A 17,915-nucleotide genomic window follows, 5' to 3' on the forward strand; every position below is an offset into this window, starting at 1 on the left:
ATTTAGAGATTTGCATCGTTTTGAAAGTGAGCTAATTCGATTTTGCCGTCTTCCGTAGTTCTATTCCATATAAGATTGGTGGCCAATGGAAATAGATGTGCGCTGGATTCGAAAAAGTGCATCATGTAACCCGCAGTATTTACGAAGACAACTATATCCCCAACTTCCGGAAGTCTAGGTAAGGTTATTTTCCGCTTTAACAATAAGTCTCTTTCCAGACAATAGGCACCAGTAAAGAAAACGTCCACAGGCTGAATTTCTTCTTCCTCCTGCTGGTATAAAACAAAGGGATCCAACAGAAAATCGGAGCTTCCACTCAGCATCTGGGTCATGTTCATCTCCAGCCCTATAAGCCAATCCCCCAGTGAATCCTGTTTTCGAAAGGCAACTTTGGCTATAGTAATACCAACCTGATCGAGCAAGGATCGTCCAGGTTCCATTCTTAATTCGATATTCAGATTACTTGCAAGTGAAGCTAAGGATTCCTCCACTGGGTTTTTATAAGAAAGGATCTCCCGTAGAAAATCGCCTTTAGTGACTGGATTCCAAAAAGGATAAGCTTTTAGCTCTCCGTATAGATTATCATCCAACCTTTCAAATCCCAATCCCTGATTTCCGAAAGTAATTGGATCGACTTTTCCAGTTACAGCATTGCGGAGTTGCTCGTTAAAATGATCCCATTCGGTTTCATATTTCAGGTAATTCATCAGAATACCTCCTCCTATGTCGATAAATTCCGTTTTTAAACCATTGTTGGAAAGAAGTTGGGAGAATGACAAACACTGATTAAGCGCCATAGACCTCTCCTCAATGGAATAACCATTCAGATGAAAATGAAGGCCTTTGTATTCAAGCAAATCGAATCTTTTCGACTCCACAAAATTTTCAATTATAAACTTATGTATATCAAGCACATCAAATCCAAATCTGCTGTAGAGTTTTTTCTCATTGCAATAAAATCCACTTAAACGGAATCCGATTCTTGCTTTCCTATTTTGCTCTGCTGCTACCTGCTGGACCAGCTCACATTCGTCCACATTGTCCAGAATTAGCACGCTTCCGTTTGCCACAGCCTTTTCCACCAACTTTGTGTTTTTTACTGCAGCTGTTACGATGAGGTCCTCCGGGGCAATTCCCATTTCCAGACACTGGGTGTATTCCTGAAGGCTCGCTGTATCTATGCCCATTCCCAATTCCTGTGCTTTATGCACCACTCCCTTTGTCTTATTAGCTTTTCGTGCAAAAAAGATTTTATACTTCAGCCCGAATTCTTCAAATACCGTCTGATAGGACTTATAGTTTTCCTCCATAGAATCAGCATGGTGAATGTTGATTGGAGAACCATATTTTGAAAGCAGTTTATCCAAAAGGCTTTTTTCAGCCATGAGCTCATGCATCCATGGAGAAGTGATGGGTGTTAATGTGGGTAGGTTGGACATTAATAAAATGTTGATCTGAGTTCTGATTCTTCCTGAATCTTTGATAATTTTTCCACTAGTGACTTTGCCCAATCCGAAACAAAATCATTTCTCTTTCGGGAAAGAGTGTCGTTGTCATAGGTAAGGCCCTCAGTGGGAGTTCCAGTAAATGTGATGGAGGTATTGGCTAAGCCTGATTTGTCTATAGGGTTTCCATGTTCATTGATGGCAATACAACCGGGACGGTAATCGAGTCTTCCTTCCTGACGGTTTACGTATGGAAAAATTAACTCATTTTCCAGCAGGTTTCCGAAGAACTCTCCTGCGCATCTATGTAATTGAATTTTGGGTATTCGTGCATCCACCAGATAATCGGCATGCACATCTTGTTTATTTTTATTTAATAAGATATAGCCATTAGAATTTTCTATTTCCGGATTCTGGGCAAATGAGAAATCGATTAATCCGGCTTTCGCAATAGCCAGGATTTTCTTCATATTCTGTATAGGTGGCCCATAGGAAATCCTGTTCAAGTGGCCTGCATATTTCTCCAGAAATACCTTTTGAGATTGCGGCTTTAGGCCGCCGAATTTGTAAAGTTCATTAAAGAAGTCACTCAGATGCCTCCACAGTTCGGACGTAGCAGCCAAAGCGCTTTCCTCCGGACCGATCTCCGCTTCCAAAATACCTTTTTCAATAAATTCCACAGTAGCATTATGAACATCAGAATCAGGCAGACGAGATTCCAGAAAGTCATGAAAATCAAATCGCGGAGTGTCGGGATGCTTTTCAAGAAAGCTCTCTATCTGAATTTCTACTTGGGTGAAATCATGCGAAAGTGTAAGCTCAATTCCTTTTTCCTTAAACAGTTTGGAATAATAAACAGAGGTGAATTCCTTTTCAATTAACGGCAAAAGCTGGCGCTCAAAATCATATTTCCCGTCCCAGGCTTCCATATATTCGAGGGATTCACTTCTAAAATAAAAGGGAGAATAATCAGGTTTCCCAAAGGTATTTCCTCTTGGAATCATTGGCAGACCGGATTTGGAAAATGGATAAATTATTGAAGGCTCTTGGCCAGACTTGATGTAGGAAAGTATTCCTTTTTCGTCCTCTTCAAACTTGCCATTTCTTCCCTCCGTCAATGCCAGAACTGCATCGATAAAAGTTAACCCCTTACCTTTGATGGCAACCGCACTTCTTTCTTTTATCTGCGATAAGCGCCGCGTCACGGGATAAATAAAATCAATGTGGTTAGCTTGTGTTTGTGATTCTGGATCATTTACACAGGGATGTCCTGTTGCTATAAGAAGATTATGGAAATTTTCGATTGAAATAACTTTTCCCGAAAGAGAATCTTGGTAGCTAATGTGGTAAATATCCTCCTGCTTTGCTATGTCCTTAACCTCGCCAATGTGCTTATGAATAATCACTTGAGCTGGACAGGCATTCAACAAGTCTGAAAAACCCTCGGATAGGTATTTGCCCACTGTGGCTCTTGAAGAAAAAGTATATGCACTCGCCTCAGGAAATTCGCCCTCTTTCTCCTCAAGCCAGTTAACAAAAGATTTTGGACTTGGAACAATGGGCTTTGGATCCTGATCTGGCCACATATTGATGTAGCCATTTACATAATTCATCATCAAATACGAAGGCTGACTGCTATCATATACGTATCCTGATCCGAAAGAATCCGACTTGTTGAAGAGATGAATTTCAACAGGCAAAGGATCATCCATCCTAGCTAAATTGGCTAGTAGACGCTCCAACCCGTAAAGCCCCTTAGGACCAAGTCCGATTATTCCAACTCTCAGTTTGCAAGGCTCTTCAGTCATTGATTTGGTTTTTCATTGATAATTTATAGTTAAACCAGAACCTTTTCTAGCTTGGTGATATTTTCGCTTACCCAATCTTCATTATAGATGGTGTCTAGATAACGCTCTCCCCTGTCACACAATATCATGGCGACGGTAGAACCAGTGGGTAAGGAAGGAATAAGTTTTTGTACAGCGTATGTGACGGCACCTGAAGATCCTCCACAGAGTATCGCTTCTGTATTTAGCAATCTATGACAACCTTCCACGCATTCCGCATCGCTTACATGAACGACATCAAAAATGGATTCTACTTTTAAGAACTGGGATTTTCTGCCTGCTCCATGACCTGGGATTTTTCTTTCACCAGGTGGTAATCCGAAAATAACACTTCCTAAAGCGTCGACAGCAATAATTTTAGTCTTAAGCCTATTGGCCTTGATATACTCTACACATCCCATGAGTGTACCGCAGGTACTGGTAGCTGCAAAGAGATAATCGGGAGCCTGTCCCAAGTCTTTGATGATTTCATGCATGGTCTGCTTGTGGGCAGCTGGATTTTGGATATTCCCATATTGGTTGGTCCAGAAGCTTCTCGGATTGGAATCCAGGATTTCCTGTACCCTGTCTAATCTAGCTTGTAGAAAACCACCCACTTTCGCAGGAGTGTCAACAAAGTTCACTTTTCCTCCATAAGCTTTAATAATTTTGACATTCAGCTTATTAACCATAGGGTCTACAACTACTTCCAGATTCAATCCAAAATACTTACAGGTTTGCGCTAGTCCTATGGCCATGTTTCCGGAGCTGGATTCCACGACTGTATCGCCCTTTTTCAATTTGCCATTTTCCATGGCGTGGGTGATGAGCTGTAATGCAGTTCTGTCTTTAATGCTTCCTCCAGGGTTGAAAGACTCCATTTTAGCAAAAATCTTAAACTGGGAATCAGCGAATAATCGATTAAGCCTAATCATAGGCGTGAATCCTACTGCATCCAGAATTCTGGAATAGTAAGGTTGGTGTGGGTAGGTCATAGTTGGTAGTTTTACAAAAGGTTTGGTTGGCTTTACTAGGCCATTATGTATTTGAATTCCTCGATGCAATTCTTACAGGAATGCGCACAGCGTTGGCAATCTTCATTATTGTGCTTTTCACATTCATCAAGACATTTCTGACAGGCATTCATACAGATGTGCATCATCTTCCCACGATCCGGTCGGCCAGCTTCGCAGGCTGCAAGACATTCCACACAAGCTCCGATACAGAGTTGACATACATCTATGCATTTCTCCATACCTCTAGTGTATTTGTGATTCTTGACAAACTTCTGGCAATCAGCTATGCACTGCTCCAGCACCCGGATATAATCGCTTTTCAGAGGAGTCAGACTAGTCATAAGGGTCAGGTTAAATTCCTAACCTAACAAATCCAAATACTTAGCCATCCTAGGTAAAAGTTCATTTACTGCATCCAGAACACAACAGAGCCTATTTGCTATGGATACAGCTACTGGATCAACTATAATTCTGAGGGAAATAAATACTCATATTGTAGAAGTCAGGCCTTAAATTATTTAGGTAATTTGTTTTAAGACTAACTGAAATAATTCCGTCGAAGAAGTTGTATTAGACAGAACCGACTCCATTGTTTCATCCTTATAGTTTTTTCCAATAGGTGCCTAAATAAATCACACTTCCTTCTGATGGGGTAAAATTGTTCTTGTGAGAGATGATCAATAAATCACCGAACAAAAAAAATCACGCCCTATTTCACAATGGAATTAGGGCGTGATTGATTGAAAAGATTGCTACTCTATCAAGATTCTACTAGCTGATCTCTCAATTGCTTTATCTTATCATGCGACTGTCTCAAAGTAGCTTTCTGCTCCAATATCAATTCTCTCAGATGCATTGGCAATCCTTCTTCTTTCGCAGCATCTTTATATGCCTTTTGAGCAGCATCCTCTCCGTATTCACAGTTCTCCAGGATGCTTTTTCTGTTATGTCCGGTAAAGACGGCCTTCACATCCATCCATGCTCTGTATAAAGCACCACTAGTAGTTGTTCCTTCATCCGTATCTTCCTCTAGCAAACTGAGCTCCTTGGAAAGTGCCTGCTTACATTGTTGGCTTTCACCAATAAGTGATACAAACAAAGGTTTCAAATCGTTATCCTCACTTTTTAGGTTGTCAATAGCAGTTTGGTAACCTTCGATTCGGTCGTTGTTAATCTGTACCAGATCATTTAGAATTTCGGCAGTTTCATTGTTGGTTTTCATAATGTGGTTATTTTAAATTGTTTGAATATATTTTTTCAATACAAACAATTTACCATGCTGACCAAACTAGGCTATGCCCCTCTTTAATAGGGATTAAAGTGATATCAATTGTTTAAAGCCCGACAATCAATCAAAAATCTTTAGGAAAACTAACCTCATCATGTAGAAGATTTTTCCTTTTATAGAAAGCTTAACTTCTAGTTCCCTTCCTTCCAAAACTCCTTATCAAGACCTTAAATTTAACAGCAATTGAAGGCTCAATATTCTGAACAAAATAGCGCTTTTTAAACAAAAAACTATATGGTGATTTTGATTATAACCCATAGATCCGCCGTGAGAAAGGTGTTAAACTCACTCATAGGTTAGAGACTCTATAGGATTTATCATTGCAACCTTGATGGTGTGCACGCTGACAGTGATCAAAGTGATAATCACCACAGCCAAACTAGGAATAGCAAAAATCCACCAGGACAAAGGTATGCGTGTTGCAAAATCCTGAAGCCAGGAGTTCATGATCCAGATAGAAAGTGGGATTGAAAATGCAATAGCAATGAGAATCAAAATAATAAAATCCTTGGTGATCAGTTGAAGTAGACCCGGCAGTGAAGCACCCATTACCTTGCGGATTCCAATCTCTTTTGTACGCTGTATGGTTGTGAGTGAAGACAACCCAAATAAACCCAGGCTTGCAATGAAAATGGCAAGTGCTGAGAATATGCTGAAGATGGTTCCAAACTGCTGATCAGACTTATATTGCTGATCAAAGTGCTCATCCAAAAAGAAGTACTCAAAAGGACTGCCCGGAAAAACTTCCTGCCAATCAGCTTCAAGTTTTCCCATCAATTCCTTTATTTCACCCGGTGCTACTTTCACGGAATAGAAGCCATTGGGTGCCTCGTTGTAACGGAAAATTAATGCATCAAATGATTTCTTAAGAGACTCCTGATGATAATCTTTCATTACTCCCACGATATTGAAGGTGTCACCCCAGAAGAAAATCTCATCATTGATGGCTTCTTCAGGCGAGGAAAAACCCATCAGGCGCGTGGCAGATTCATTTAAGAGAACATTCTTTTCCTCATTGGCTACATCATCGGAAAACTCTCTTCCATAAAGCATTTCCAGTCCAAAACTTTGGTTGAAAGAGCCATCGGTCATGATGATTCTGTATTGGTTTTGCTCATCCTCGGCTTGACTCAATCTTCGGATTCCACCTGCATTCCAGTCTGGCTGGCTTCCTGGAACCGAAGTGGATGCCGTGACGGAAATCACCCCTGTGTGACTGGATATATTCTGTTTGAAGACCTGATACTTTTGTTTGTAAGTAGAGTCAGTTACACTCGGTGAATTAAGTACTACTGTCTGATCTATATTGACACCCAAGTCCTGATTCCGCATAAACACAAGTTGTCTATACACTGTGAATGTACCTACCATCAGCGTGATGGAAGCGATAAACTGAGTAACCACCATGCCTTTTCTAAGCCAAACACCAGCATCTGAATTTTTGAATTTCCCTTTCAAAACTGCTACCGGCTGGAAAGATGAAAGAACAAATGCAGGATATAAGCCTGAAATAATTGCACCGAGCACAATCAAACCAAGTAAAATAATCCAAAAGGAAGGCTGCAAAAACAGATGATAGCCGAGCTCTCTTCCTGTGAGACTACTGAACCAAGGTGTAAGAAGAACGGCCAAGCCTGCAGCAAAAACCACTGCCATAAAATTTAAAAAAAGTGATTCAGTCAAGAATTGCTGTATAAGCTGAGCTCTATATCCTCCCATTACCTTGCGGATTCCCACTTCCCTCGCCCGCTCGATTGATTTTGCGGTAGCTAGATTGATGTAATTGATCCAGGCAATGATCATTATCAATAGTGCTACCACAGACAGGAAATTTACAGACTGCCGATTGCCGTTGGCTTTAAATTCCATGATATAATCTGAGTCCAGATGTATGTCAGCGACAGGCTGCAGGTGGAATTCAATTCCTGCATTATATTTTTTCAGTTCCACTCCGTGTTGATTCTGGACAAAGTCCGGAAATTTAGCTTCCAGTGATTCCGCATCGGCATTTTCCTCCAAAAGGATGTAAGTAAGAAAGCCATCCCAGTCCCATGTCATAAAAGTATTATTCGACAGCTTTTCCAAGGTGATAAAAGACCCCAACACATCAATTTTCATGTGTGTATTTACAGGCAGGTCCTCAAAAACCCCGGAAATCTCAAACTCCAGATTTCCGTTAGCCTTTAAAGTTTTACCAACGACATCCTCACTTCCAAAATACTTTTTAGCTGTGGATTGGGAAACCACCATTTTATTAGGCTCCCTTAGCACCATAGAATCTATCCCTTCCAGAAGTTTTATCGAAAAAATAGAAAAGAAATCTTCCGATGCGAAGTACAGGTTATCTTCCTTGAAGAAGGTATCTCCTGTAGAAAGAGTAGCTCCCCTGTTGGTGAGTCGTGTATATGCTTTGACCTCAGGAAAATTTGCCTTTAGATCAGGCCCAATTCCTGCTGCTCCAGCAGCCCATTGGGTGGAGAGTTCTCCCTTGTCATATCGGTCTTGTTGTATTCTGAATATTCTGTCCTTTTTATCCAGAAAATTATCATAGCTCAATTCATGCAAGACAAACTGGGTAATGAGAATGCAAGCCAACATCCCGATGGCTAGCCCTGCAATATTGATGAAAGTAAAAACCTTGTTTTTGGAAACGTGTCTCCAGAGGGAAGTAAGATAGTTTTGAAACATAGGGTTTAACAAAAAAGAGGTTTTCGGATAGCAAGCGAGGAAAGTGACCTCTAGATCTATACCGAAAATAAAAACTTGCCTAGCTTGCCGAATTGGGGCAATGCAAAAATTAAGAGCTTTATTTTTCGGACAGAATTGACCGACAGCGATCAAAAAATATAAATTGTCTGGGATAATATTTAAGAAATACGATTATCCGCAATGGTGCAAGTCGCCTTAGATTCTTTGCTTATTTGGTGGGAAGACAGAAGACCCATGACAGAAGTAGCCTCAAATATAAATCTAAACATATCCTAGATTGCTTTTGCCTATTTACTTGTAAAAAAGTAGATATACCTGGTGTAGCTGATTAGTTAGATGGGGCGAATATTGATTCGCCCCATGAATGCTCTAGAAGTTTTCCGGAAGAATGGTCTCTACCAAATCTCCATTATCATACTTTTCTTTCTTAGTAATTGCCTTGAATTCATTATAGAAAATTTGATCTCCAGTCTTTTTTCCATCTGCAAAACGCACTTCTGATTCTATTTCACCTTCCATAGTAAACCATGTCCAAAGTCCGTTTCTAAATCCGTTTTGAAAATCCCCCTTCAGTTGTTCTTTACCATCTGGGAAATAGGCGAGATATTTTCCATTCATTAGTCCATCCTTGAAATTAACAATGCCCAGAATAGGATTTTCCTCTGCATCAAAATAAGTCTTCCATTCTCCTTGTTTCAGTCCGTTGCTGTATTCCCCTTCCTCTTGCATATTCCCACTTTCATAATAGCTAACAAACCTACCGTTACCATTATTCACTATAACAGCTCCGTCTTTATCCCGGACTGTCAATGTTTTTTCCGTGTTTTCTTTGTATTGAATAGTGGATATGTGCTTCCCGTTTTCATCAAAGAATTTCCAATCCCCATCCATTTTTTTGTTTTTGACTGACCCGGAAACTGAGATTTTTCCATTTGGGTAAAAGGAAATAAAATCGCCGTTTCCATTTTGCACAGAAGGCTTGTCAGCAGTACTTCTATAGGTGATCCATTCCACATCATTTTCAGAGATATGATTTACCTCTTCCAAAAGTTGCCCTTCCTCGTCCCAAGTCTTCCAGACACCTCTCTTTTCCCCTTTTTCAAATCTCCCTTTTTGATAAATTTCGCCATTTTCATGAAAATATTCCCATTCCCCCTCAGGCATATCCAGGTAATATTTCCCCTTATCCTGGATTGTTTTATCCTCGTAAAAAGTAGTCCACTCTCCATCCATCCTATCGTACTTATATTCACCCTGCTGGTTGATTAGGCTATCCCCATAATACGAAGTGAACATCCCATGGAGAAAACCATTTTGATATTGCTGAAGGCTACTGAGCATTCCTGATTCATCGTAATATTGCCAGAAACCTTCCTCCAATCCATTTGAGTAATTGCCTTTCGCAACTACACTTCCATCCTCATAGTAAAATTCCCATTCACCATCCGCAATGCCATGCAAGAGTTTTCCTTTTGAAAGCAAATTGCCTGATTCATAATAATTGGTACTTTCTGCTTCAGAACTGCTAGATATTGTAAACATACATATGCCAATCATGACCGCAGATACGGCAGCCAACGGTAGCCTTAATTTTGCAAACGGTGGCTCGTAATTTTTCTGGTTTTCCAGAGTAGCAGGAATAGTTCTGAATGAAAATTTATATCCCTCATACCCTGCCAATCCCAGGAAAAGCAAATCAATTGGGACAAAGCTTTCCATGATAATCTGTATACTGATCAGAGGTGTGAGATAACCCAATACTTCTAAATATGTGATTGATTGCTCATCTGCATAAAAACCCACCTCAGTCAATAGATTCCCCAATAGGCAGGCGAATACTGCAATGCCCGCTCCCAGATAACCAAATTTCTTATCTACTCCCGCTCCAAAGAAACGAATTGAATATCCTACCAGTAATCCTACGCCAATAGCCATCCAAGCTATCTGATAATGAAAAGTGACGGAAATAATAGCCCAAATAATAGCTGAAAATATAGCGACTAACATTCCTCCCAAAACTGCAAAACCAAAGCTTTGATGCTGCCGGAGGTGATTGGTGATTTCTAGAGGTAAAGTTGTCAACAATTCTTCTGTTGATAGGGTAACTAACTCGGACTCCTGTTGTTCCCGTTTCTTGATGTCATCCTCCTGATAAAGATCACATGTATCCACGAAATCTGCAGCCTTGTCGGTCAAGCCACAAACTATCCCGTGATTGGGATTAAATTTCCTATTTAGACATGCAGAGCAATACTTTAATTGTGCCTTTCTATTCATGGTAAGAGTGGTTTTGACCATGGAAAATAACTACAAAGCAAAACACTTTTAATGTTTTAATTCAAAATATTTTCACCCTAAAAAATCTCCTTATGGAAGCATTAAAAACGTATTAAATCACAGACTTTTAAGCCATCTAAGCATCAGATTTATAATAGGATTAGCGGCCATGATGGACGTAGCCAAAACTTCCATTAAATTTGGCTAAAAAACAATGGACCAATCGGCCGGAAAGGCTTGATATATTTGGTATTAAGATGATCTTCAAAAACAGTATGTATTACCTGCGCAATAGATCATACTCTATATAAAATACTGTGTCCGGTTACCCTAAATCGGATGTACTACCATGTTGACTTTTATGTAGGCTTTTGCTTTGGAATGATAGTTCTAAAGCGCCACAGTAAGCACCCAAAGTGTCAATTTAAATTGATGTTTAATGCGTTTTGATAGTTTATCACCTTTATCCATCACTCCCCCGATTTCCATTCATCGAAAGATAAGTGCAACTGGACGATAGGCTATTTGTGTTTGTCCTAAATTCTTCTTTTAAGTTTTTTCAAATTAGCACATTTGTATAAATCAAAGCTTAGAAAGTGCTATCTTAAGAATATAGGATTTCAGCTATTCACTTTAAAAAGACATTTAACAAAGAGAATATAAGAGCATTAGTCAAAGAAAAATACAGAGGAGAGTAAGTTGTTTGTTCACCCACACATTAACTATTCAAATCATTCACCTAAAAAAACAAAACTATGGTTAACCAAACAGATCTAAGCACAACCCAATACGGGGTTATTCATGAAGATCAAATTGTAGATAGCTATGATTTGGTCAAGGGAATAATTAATGATTTTGAAGGAAAGGTCAATTTTAAAATCAAAGCTGATAGTGCACTTCCCTTAATCAAAGGAGACCCACAGCACTTAAAGTTACTTTTCAAGGAATTCTTCAGAAAAGCGGTCGGAATATTTAATGGATTTGGTGGAGAGTTAAACATCATCCACATCAAAGATCCCAAATCCTGGATTTTTACATTCTTCACTGAAGGATTTCAACAGGAAGAACTGGCGACAAACAGGTTGATCCCTATTACAGCGTGCGGCGAATATTACCTATCTATTTCAAAAAGGTCAATTTATCCGCAGGATTATATCTTATACATTTAAATACCAGTATACTAGCTACTGGTGATACCAGTAGCTTTATATTCTTTATACTGGACTACAAAATGTCCTTGTAATATTGGGAGCCGAAAAGCTAGCTCCAATCCTCATAATTAAGGCACCAAGCAGTCCTCTTCCTATCTTAGAGGGTTGAAACAACTTTAAGTTGCCTAGAAAGAAATTAGGTTGTCTTTCTAGGCAATCCTAGTTAGTTTTAATAAATCAAATATTTGCCACAGTTATGAAACTCATTTTTCCCACAGATCCTGTGATCAGCGCTGAGATTCCAAGCGATTACCCTATCCCTCCTATCGGAGAGGAATTTTATATCCGTTTTGAAACTTTCGTTAAAGACCCTGAGGATTGGAAAAAAGTGCAGGAACTACTGGAAAAAGAAGCGCTGACCGTAGAAAAGGTGGAAAACAATAAAATTTATCTTTATCAAGGCCAGAAAGCTGATTTGCAAGGCACCATCGAAAGCGATGAATATATGCCTTCCATTGTTCAGTACTGGGAGAAGCATCCGGAGACAAAACCGGACTGATTTTTTTAAAGGGATTTAATATTACTTGTTGGAGTTTATTGCAGGCAAATCAAAAGGCCTGTAATGGGATTGCTCGCAATCTTTTAAGTGAGCCAAGCTTCTGTTTCCCTCTTGGCTAATAAAATATGTATTCCCCATAATCAGGCAGGATAGAGTTGGCTAATTATCCTAAGACAGAAGGCTAATGAATCTTTGGGTATCAATTGTCCTCCCTTTACATTTCGACTTCGCGCAATGTGACACTAGTCTAGTGATTCTAATAAGGATGGATGATTCATGCTATCCTTGAAACAGGTATGGATAGGTGCTGATTCGGTCTATACGCAAGGATAAAAAAATAACGGAGAGGTATCCCTATTAGTAGCCAAGAATTTCAACTCTGGATAAAAAGAATGAATTAATTCAACAGCGCTAGGCTAAGATAATAATTGATGATTAGGACGCAGTGAAAGCAAGATGAAAGCGGAAATTATTTTGGTATTCATCTGTGGCGATACCGATGTTCAGCCGTTCGTGGAGACACGAACGGCGGCGTAAGTGCAGATACGAACGATGGCTTAAGTGGAGATACGAACGGTGGCTTAAGCGTAACATGAGAAGGGTGGCAAAGTTATACCCCCTATAAAAGTACCGGTTGTAGCTAATTACCTTTGCCCCAAATTCACCAATGATGAAAACCTGTTTGTTAGACTTGTCCAGAGATTAACTGAGGTGACACTGCCATTTCTTCTTAGCTTGATAGAATACTTATAAAACTCTTTCATAAACGTAGGAACGGGGTCCTTGATGTTTAATTCCAAGTAGGTATTATCAAATTTCTGGTAGGTTCTCAGCAGAACTTTTCGCATAATCATTTTGAACGCAGGACTTGTTCTTATTACAATTTTATTCGTATAGGTAATTTCAGGAAGTTCTTGCCCTAGGCCCAAAAGACAGGAATAATACGGAAAATTAGCCCCTGCAAATATGGATGCACTTACACTGGCCCAGAACCTAGGATTCATTTCAATTAGGTTGATTTGGTTTGTTTCCTTATCATACCTCAAACCTATATTAACCACTCCTGACCAGTTGAATTTTTCTATTACTTCCTGGACTACAGAATAAACAGCTTCATCCTGTAAAAATTCCATGGCATATGCCCAGGTATCATCCTCATTATTTTTATACTCTTTTGTATGGTATGAACATGGATTTTACCTTCTACACTGATCACGCTGCAATCAATGTCATATCCTTTGATGTAGGATTGAAAAATATAATCTCCCGATTGATCAATTCTATTGTGCCAAAGCTGAAGCTCATTGGAATTTTCTATGATTTCGATCCCAGTTCCTCCAAAGCCAATCGTAGGCTTAACAATTATTGGAAATTTTATTGAAGATACAACCTCATCTAAATCCCTGTTTTTATCAAAAAATATTGTCTTCGGATGAGGAATGTTATTCTCCTGAAGCCATAACGAAAGCAGATGTTTATCATCGGCGATATCAAACGAACCGACCTCAGGGACAGGGGCTATGGATATCAGTTCTGATAGTTGTTCTTTGAATTCAGAAACCAGCCTAATTGTCTCTATATGTATAGGCAGCAAAACATCAGCGTTTGTCTGTTTAATCGCCTTTACTATTGCCGCTAGTTGTTCTTGCTTACTTTCGCCTCTGGGAATGTAGATATATTTTGAAATGTACCGGGAGTATCTTACAGGTTTATCTTCATCTTTGGACAGAACAAAAATTTTACTGTTTTTCGATTCACCTAAGCACCTTACTACTGCGACTGCATTATTTGTATCTCCGTCTGGTATTAATACAGAGATTGGCTTTGTAATGTGTGAATTGTTCATTTTGGGTCTATTTAATCTGTAATTCGCTTTTTTAAGCAAAAAATAGTGTTGGTTTTTATTTAACTAGAGAAATTCCGCAGGTTGAATGACTCGCTGACCTTCTGAACCCAGGAAGAATCTACTTGTATTTCAGCTTTTCCTCAAGGTATCCAAACGCAAAAGAGTTCAAAATCCCGCCTATTTCTTCTCTATGCCGTTTTCATTTTTACTCTGACTTTAAGGCAAATCTATTTCATTTTTTTTGATTGTTTATTAAAGATCTAATTTACTAAACAATTAAATTTTGTCCAATAATTACAGTGTTCGTTTTGATGCTGATACCTTTAATTCATGAGTTATTTTTGGAAGAATGTTGATTAGTCCCTAACTGATTGCAGGACCAAAAAAACTCAATACTACTTTATTACTTCAACAGAGTCAGAAAGTCGCTTTCCTCTGTAATTCAAGATCAAATACCTGTATTTTAAGCAGATAGCTATCAAAAAGTTCCTCTTAAATCTAGATTAACGGGCAAAAGGGGTTTTTCTCTTTGCACAGCGGCTGAGAGCACAAAACTGTCAGTACCGCAAATGTTGATGCTGGATGTTTACCTTACTACTAAAGCTTCCCAGTGAGCCAAAATACTGTATCGATCCGTGTTTAATTCTATCATTGTATCTCCGAGTCCGGCGGAGCTATATACGCTTGTTTTTCTTCTGTCAAAGAAATTACTTCCTTATGCTCACGAAGCTTTTTGATGATTATTTCCTCTGCGCAACCGGTAATCACCCCAAAGTCATATAAATTGGTAATAGTCAATCCTTCCTGTCTCAACAAGTCAGCAATGGACTTTAGGTTGTTCAAGTAATTTTCCGAAATCGTTATTACAATATTTTTCATGCTACTAGTAGACTTATGGTGCCATTGTCAAACCCACACCAATATCAATATTTGGTAAGGGCAAAATCTTTGCTATTCTTTTTAACTCATAAATAATCTGATCAGGAGTATAGTTCGGAAATTTTTCCCAAAGCAGTGCAGCAATTCCTGCGACATGAGGTGTTGCCATACTTGTCCCCGAAATGGTTCTATATCTCATAGGTAGTGGCCAAGAAGAATAAATCATCACACCCGGTCCTGCAATATCGACAAGTCCAGTTGGGTTTATTGCCCTATTGGAAAAATCCGCAATAGATAGGTTAGAATCTAGTGCCGCAACGGCAAGCACTGAAGGGCAATCTGCTGGACTCCCAACGGGACTAAATTGATTCCAGGCACGCCTACTTTCATTTCCCGCAGCAGCAACGACCACTGCTCCCTTTGATAAAGCGAATTGAGCCGCTCGCTCATAAGCGATGTCGTAACCTTGCCCCGGAAAAACTCTGGAGCCTAAGGACATTGAAATTACTTTACAGCCATTATTTGCAGCCCAAGTCATGCCATTTAATATCCATGCTTGTGCTCCACTTCCTTCATTACTTAATACTTTACCTGCATAGATTAAAGCGTCTTTGGCTACGCCATACCGTTGTCCATTAATATCTGTATTTCCGCAAGCCGTGCCAATGCAATGAGTGCCATGTCCATGTGTATCGTGTATAGTCTCATCGGGGACAAATGAATTAGTGGTGATATTTCTTCCCACAAAGTCGGGATGATCGACATCAAATCCAGTATCCAGAACAGCTACTTTTACATTCGAACCAGTGAACTGCGAGATGTCTGCTTGAATTGCATTTACTCCCCAAGTTGATGGGACGTTCATTGTGGCAGGTGCTTCGTCTGGAACATAGACGATTTTTTCAGGCTCAATAATAAAATCAGCGTTTGCAGATTCTAATATCTGTATTTGTTCCTCTTCTCCACCTACCAAGGCAATTCCCAAGTCATTATATATTAAAGCATCCGCCGCCTGAATTTTATTGTCGTCCAATGATTCGGAAGTAAAGTCATTCGAGTTAGCGACTGTGAATCCTAAATTGGATTCAAAAAGTTTTTGAGTACTAGTAAAACTCTTTACACCCTCCTTTAAAATTACGAGATATCGTCCTGTATAGAGAGGCTTTTGATCAACTGGTCGTTCATATACTTCTGTTATGAATTTCTCGAAGGATATAAGTCTTTCTGTATTATCCTTTAGAAAGGTCTGTTTGCCTAAGATTGGTTTTCTCATTTTTCATCGAGTTTAATTTCGCAAAGAGGGTATGCTGTACATATCGAATAAGTTTCATCCTATTGAAGTAATCATTACGCACTTTGTATCCAAAAGAAAAGCTAGGAATATTTCGCGCAATGCCACAAAACATTTCTGGCTAAAAGTTCGGTGGTAGACGGGAAGAGGTCCTTTGAACCGAGAAGAACTTGAAAACCAATAAACGAGCTATGAATATAGTTTAACGACTAAGTTTTAGCTGTTGTTGTCGCTGTTAATTCAAATTAGTCATAGTGACAGGTAATAATGAGTTTCTTGGGAAAATTATGCGTCCGATACTCATTACACTGATCAAACCGAAATGATCAGGTATTTCATTGAGCTAATAAGTTTCTATACTCGTGCGCTGCGACGGCGTCCTTGAAAAAGTAATGGTTTTAGTTAGCTCAGTACATTTATTCTTGCTCTCCTATTTTTCCCCCACTTATATTACGGTTTAGACCGGCCCACTTCCAACCAGTGCTAATGGATACCATCTTTTCTTATGACGCAGGCCTAAAAATGAACCCTTAAGAGAGATTGAATTTTGCGAAAAATGGTTGGGTTCCTTTACCGTATTACCATATCAGGTCAACTTTTATAGTTGACAGCATGTAATATTACTGTTTTGCCGCTTTAGGACGGTGGTAATCAATCGAATTGCGCTCTATCCGCAGGTGATAAAGAATTTGGTCAAAAAACAGAACCTCCTGCTTAGCTAAATCTTGGCATTATCGGCAAAACAGGAGGTTGTATAAAATGCTATTTGACGTAATTTGGTGAAACACATTTCAACCAATATTCCAAAATGATTTTCAGCGTCTCCTTCAAACCTGAAAAACTCGATGGCTTTACAAAGAAACCCTGAACAGATTTAGAATAGGCATCAACAACATGTTTTTGCTCTGCACTAGTTGAAAAAAATAAGAATGGTATTGACTTCAACCGAAGTTGTTCATTCTGATGAATTTTTTCCCTCAATTCAATTCCACTTAGTATGGGCATATTGATATCAGAGAACATAATAAATGGCTCGACTTCCGTTTCAGTCAAATATTTTAAGGCTGCGTCCCCATCCCAAAAAAAAATAACTTCATTTTGATAATTCAAAGATTTGAACGCTTCTTGAAACAGTTCTTGATCGTCTATATCGTCCTCAATTATAACAATCGGCCCTCTTCTATTCATAAATTTTTCTTGCAAAGGTAATAATCTCATTTGAAAAAGTCATTAGTGCACCTATGCCGACGATAGCATATTACACAATCGGATCAGGCAAGGGAAGTGCAGCCAAAATTGCTTTGATTCAAGAGGAGAATTATCACTTAAAGGTTGAAATTTCAAGAGATAAAAAACGGATTTTAGTCTCTGTTCATCCGAGTGCAGATAGATCTGAATCAGCATGCTGCTGTTGTAATTCTGAAGACCTGGTGAATTAAAGAAGTTGAGGTAAGGTACATGGTTTCTAAACATAATAATTCCTTTATCGGGCCGATAGGTGAAGGTTATTCACCTATTGTATCACAGATAGAAACTATCTAAAATGCCCACTAAAAACCAATGCTATTTTCCGCGCTTTGGATAATAACCCAAGGAAAATCTTTTGATTGGGTAATAAAAGAATGGAC

At 39.1% G+C, this 17,915-nt stretch carries 15 protein-coding genes; 3 read left to right on the forward strand and 12 right to left on the reverse strand.

Annotated features, from left to right (window positions below; all coding sequences use genetic code 11):
• Positions 1–2 precede the first annotated feature (2 nt).
• The 7 genes from AACZ73_RS15300 to AACZ73_RS15330 all read right to left on the reverse strand — a co-directional run bounded on the left by AACZ73_RS15300 (position 3) and on the right by AACZ73_RS15330 (position 10,561).
• The gene (locus AACZ73_RS15300) at positions 3–1,439 is read right to left on the reverse strand and encodes a Y4yA family PLP-dependent enzyme (protein WP_339879168.1); all 1,437 of its coding nucleotides are present in this window, start codon (positions 1,437–1,439) and stop codon (positions 3–5) included.
• Positions 1,439–3,253 (reverse strand): FAD/NAD(P)-binding protein, encoded by a 1,815-nt coding sequence (locus tag AACZ73_RS15305; protein WP_339879170.1) that lies wholly within the window; start codon positions 3,251–3,253, stop codon positions 1,439–1,441. The genes AACZ73_RS15300 and AACZ73_RS15305 overlap by 1 nt, the downstream gene beginning before the upstream one ends.
• 29 nt (positions 3,254–3,282) lie before the next feature.
• A complete protein-coding gene (gene sbnA / locus AACZ73_RS15310; protein ID WP_339879171.1) occupies positions 3,283–4,266 on the reverse strand; it encodes a 2,3-diaminopropionate biosynthesis protein SbnA in 984 nt (327 codons plus the stop codon).
• Positions 4,267–4,301: 35 nt separating this feature from the next.
• The gene (locus AACZ73_RS15315; protein WP_339879172.1) at positions 4,302–4,628 is read right to left on the reverse strand and encodes a hypothetical protein; all 327 of its coding nucleotides are present in this window, start codon (positions 4,626–4,628) and stop codon (positions 4,302–4,304) included.
• 419 nt (positions 4,629–5,047) lie between these two features.
• On the reverse strand, positions 5,048–5,509 hold the full coding sequence (locus AACZ73_RS15320) for a PA2169 family four-helix-bundle protein (RefSeq protein WP_339879173.1): 462 nt from the start codon (positions 5,507–5,509) through the stop codon (positions 5,048–5,050).
• Positions 5,510–5,860: 351 nt separating this feature from the next.
• Positions 5,861–8,263, reverse strand: a complete 2,403-nt coding sequence (locus tag AACZ73_RS15325; protein WP_339879174.1) for an ABC transporter permease — start codon at positions 8,261–8,263, stop codon at positions 5,861–5,863.
• 390 nt (positions 8,264–8,653) lie between these two features.
• On the reverse strand, positions 8,654–10,561 hold the full coding sequence (locus AACZ73_RS15330) for a hypothetical protein (protein WP_339879175.1): 1,908 nt from the start codon (positions 10,559–10,561) through the stop codon (positions 8,654–8,656).
• Between the two features lie 755 nt (positions 10,562–11,316).
• Between AACZ73_RS15330 and AACZ73_RS15335 the strand changes: the two genes are divergently transcribed.
• Both AACZ73_RS15335 and AACZ73_RS15340 read left to right on the forward strand, forming a co-directional pair.
• Positions 11,317–11,730, forward strand: a complete 414-nt coding sequence (locus AACZ73_RS15335) for a hypothetical protein (RefSeq protein ID WP_339879176.1) — start codon at positions 11,317–11,319, stop codon at positions 11,728–11,730.
• Between the two features lie 238 nt (positions 11,731–11,968).
• Positions 11,969–12,271 carry a hypothetical protein gene (locus AACZ73_RS15340; RefSeq protein ID WP_339879177.1) on the forward strand — a complete coding sequence of 101 codons (303 nt, stop codon included), beginning with the start codon at positions 11,969–11,971 and terminating at the stop codon, positions 12,269–12,271.
• A 644-nt stretch (positions 12,272–12,915) separates the two neighbouring features.
• On the opposite strand, the gene AACZ73_RS15345 is transcribed toward AACZ73_RS15340, so the two are convergent.
• The 5 genes from AACZ73_RS15345 to AACZ73_RS15365 form a co-directional block, all read right to left on the reverse strand.
• Positions 12,916–13,404 carry an ATP-grasp domain-containing protein gene (locus AACZ73_RS15345; protein ID WP_339879178.1) on the reverse strand — a complete coding sequence of 163 codons (489 nt, stop codon included), beginning with the start codon at positions 13,402–13,404 and terminating at the stop codon, positions 12,916–12,918.
• Entirely contained in the window at positions 13,368–14,117 is a 750-nt protein-coding gene (locus tag AACZ73_RS15350) for an ATP-grasp domain-containing protein (protein ID WP_339879180.1), read from the reverse strand. The genes AACZ73_RS15345 and AACZ73_RS15350 overlap by 37 nt, the downstream gene beginning before the upstream one ends.
• A 648-nt stretch (positions 14,118–14,765) precedes the next feature.
• Positions 14,766–14,996 (reverse strand): hypothetical protein, encoded by a 231-nt coding sequence (locus tag AACZ73_RS15355; protein WP_339879181.1) that lies wholly within the window; start codon positions 14,994–14,996, stop codon positions 14,766–14,768.
• A 13-nt stretch (positions 14,997–15,009) separates the two neighbouring features.
• Positions 15,010–16,269 (reverse strand): S8 family serine peptidase, encoded by a 1,260-nt coding sequence (locus tag AACZ73_RS15360; protein ID WP_339879182.1) that lies wholly within the window; start codon positions 16,267–16,269, stop codon positions 15,010–15,012.
• 780 nt (positions 16,270–17,049) lie between these two features.
• Positions 17,050–17,505: a response regulator gene (locus tag AACZ73_RS15365; RefSeq protein WP_339879183.1), complete on the reverse strand. Its 456-nt coding sequence runs from the start codon at positions 17,503–17,505 to the stop codon at positions 17,050–17,052.
• A gap of 23 nt (positions 17,506–17,528) precedes the next feature.
• On the opposite strand from AACZ73_RS15365, the gene AACZ73_RS15370 reads away from it, so the two are divergent.
• Entirely contained in the window at positions 17,529–17,726 is a 198-nt protein-coding gene (locus AACZ73_RS15370) for a hypothetical protein (RefSeq protein WP_339879185.1), read from the forward strand.
• Positions 17,727–17,915 lie beyond the last annotated feature (189 nt).

The organism is uncultured Algoriphagus sp., from assembly GCF_963974835.1.
Taxonomy (GTDB): Bacteria; Bacteroidota; Bacteroidia; order Cytophagales; family Cyclobacteriaceae; genus Algoriphagus.

Excerpts from the sequence above, each read along its gene's own strand:
- AACZ73_RS15300 (WP_339879168.1), bottom strand. The coding sequence starts at position 1,439 with ATGTCCAACCTACCCACATTAACACCCATCACTTCTCCATGGATGCAT.
- AACZ73_RS15305 (WP_339879170.1), bottom strand. The coding sequence starts at position 3,253 with ATGACTGAAGAGCCTTGCAAACTGAGAGTTGGAATAATCGGACTTGGT.
- sbnA (WP_339879171.1), bottom strand. The coding sequence starts at position 4,266 with ATGACCTACCCACACCAACCTTACTATTCCAGAATTCTGGATGCAGTA.
- AACZ73_RS15315 (WP_339879172.1), bottom strand. The coding sequence starts at position 4,628 with ATGACTAGTCTGACTCCTCTGAAAAGCGATTATATCCGGGTGCTGGAG.
- AACZ73_RS15320 (WP_339879173.1), bottom strand. The coding sequence starts at position 5,509 with ATGAAAACCAACAATGAAACTGCCGAAATTCTAAATGATCTGGTACAG.
- AACZ73_RS15325 (WP_339879174.1), bottom strand. The coding sequence starts at position 8,263 with ATGTTTCAAAACTATCTTACTTCCCTCTGGAGACACGTTTCCAAAAAC.
- AACZ73_RS15330 (WP_339879175.1), bottom strand. The coding sequence starts at position 10,561 with ATGAATAGAAAGGCACAATTAAAGTATTGCTCTGCATGTCTAAATAGG.
- AACZ73_RS15335 (WP_339879176.1), top strand. The coding sequence starts at position 11,317 with ATGGTTAACCAAACAGATCTAAGCACAACCCAATACGGGGTTATTCAT.
- AACZ73_RS15340 (WP_339879177.1), top strand. The coding sequence starts at position 11,969 with ATGAAACTCATTTTTCCCACAGATCCTGTGATCAGCGCTGAGATTCCA.
- AACZ73_RS15345 (WP_339879178.1), bottom strand. The coding sequence starts at position 13,404 with ATGGAATTTTTACAGGATGAAGCTGTTTATTCTGTAGTCCAGGAAGTA.
- AACZ73_RS15350 (WP_339879180.1), bottom strand. The coding sequence starts at position 14,117 with ATGAACAATTCACACATTACAAAGCCAATCTCTGTATTAATACCAGAC.
- AACZ73_RS15355 (WP_339879181.1), bottom strand. The coding sequence starts at position 14,996 with ATGAAAAATATTGTAATAACGATTTCGGAAAATTACTTGAACAACCTA.
- AACZ73_RS15360 (WP_339879182.1), bottom strand. The coding sequence starts at position 16,269 with ATGAGAAAACCAATCTTAGGCAAACAGACCTTTCTAAAGGATAATACA.
- AACZ73_RS15365 (WP_339879183.1), bottom strand. The coding sequence starts at position 17,505 with ATGAGATTATTACCTTTGCAAGAAAAATTTATGAATAGAAGAGGGCCG.
- AACZ73_RS15370 (WP_339879185.1), top strand. The coding sequence starts at position 17,529 with ATGCCGACGATAGCATATTACACAATCGGATCAGGCAAGGGAAGTGCA.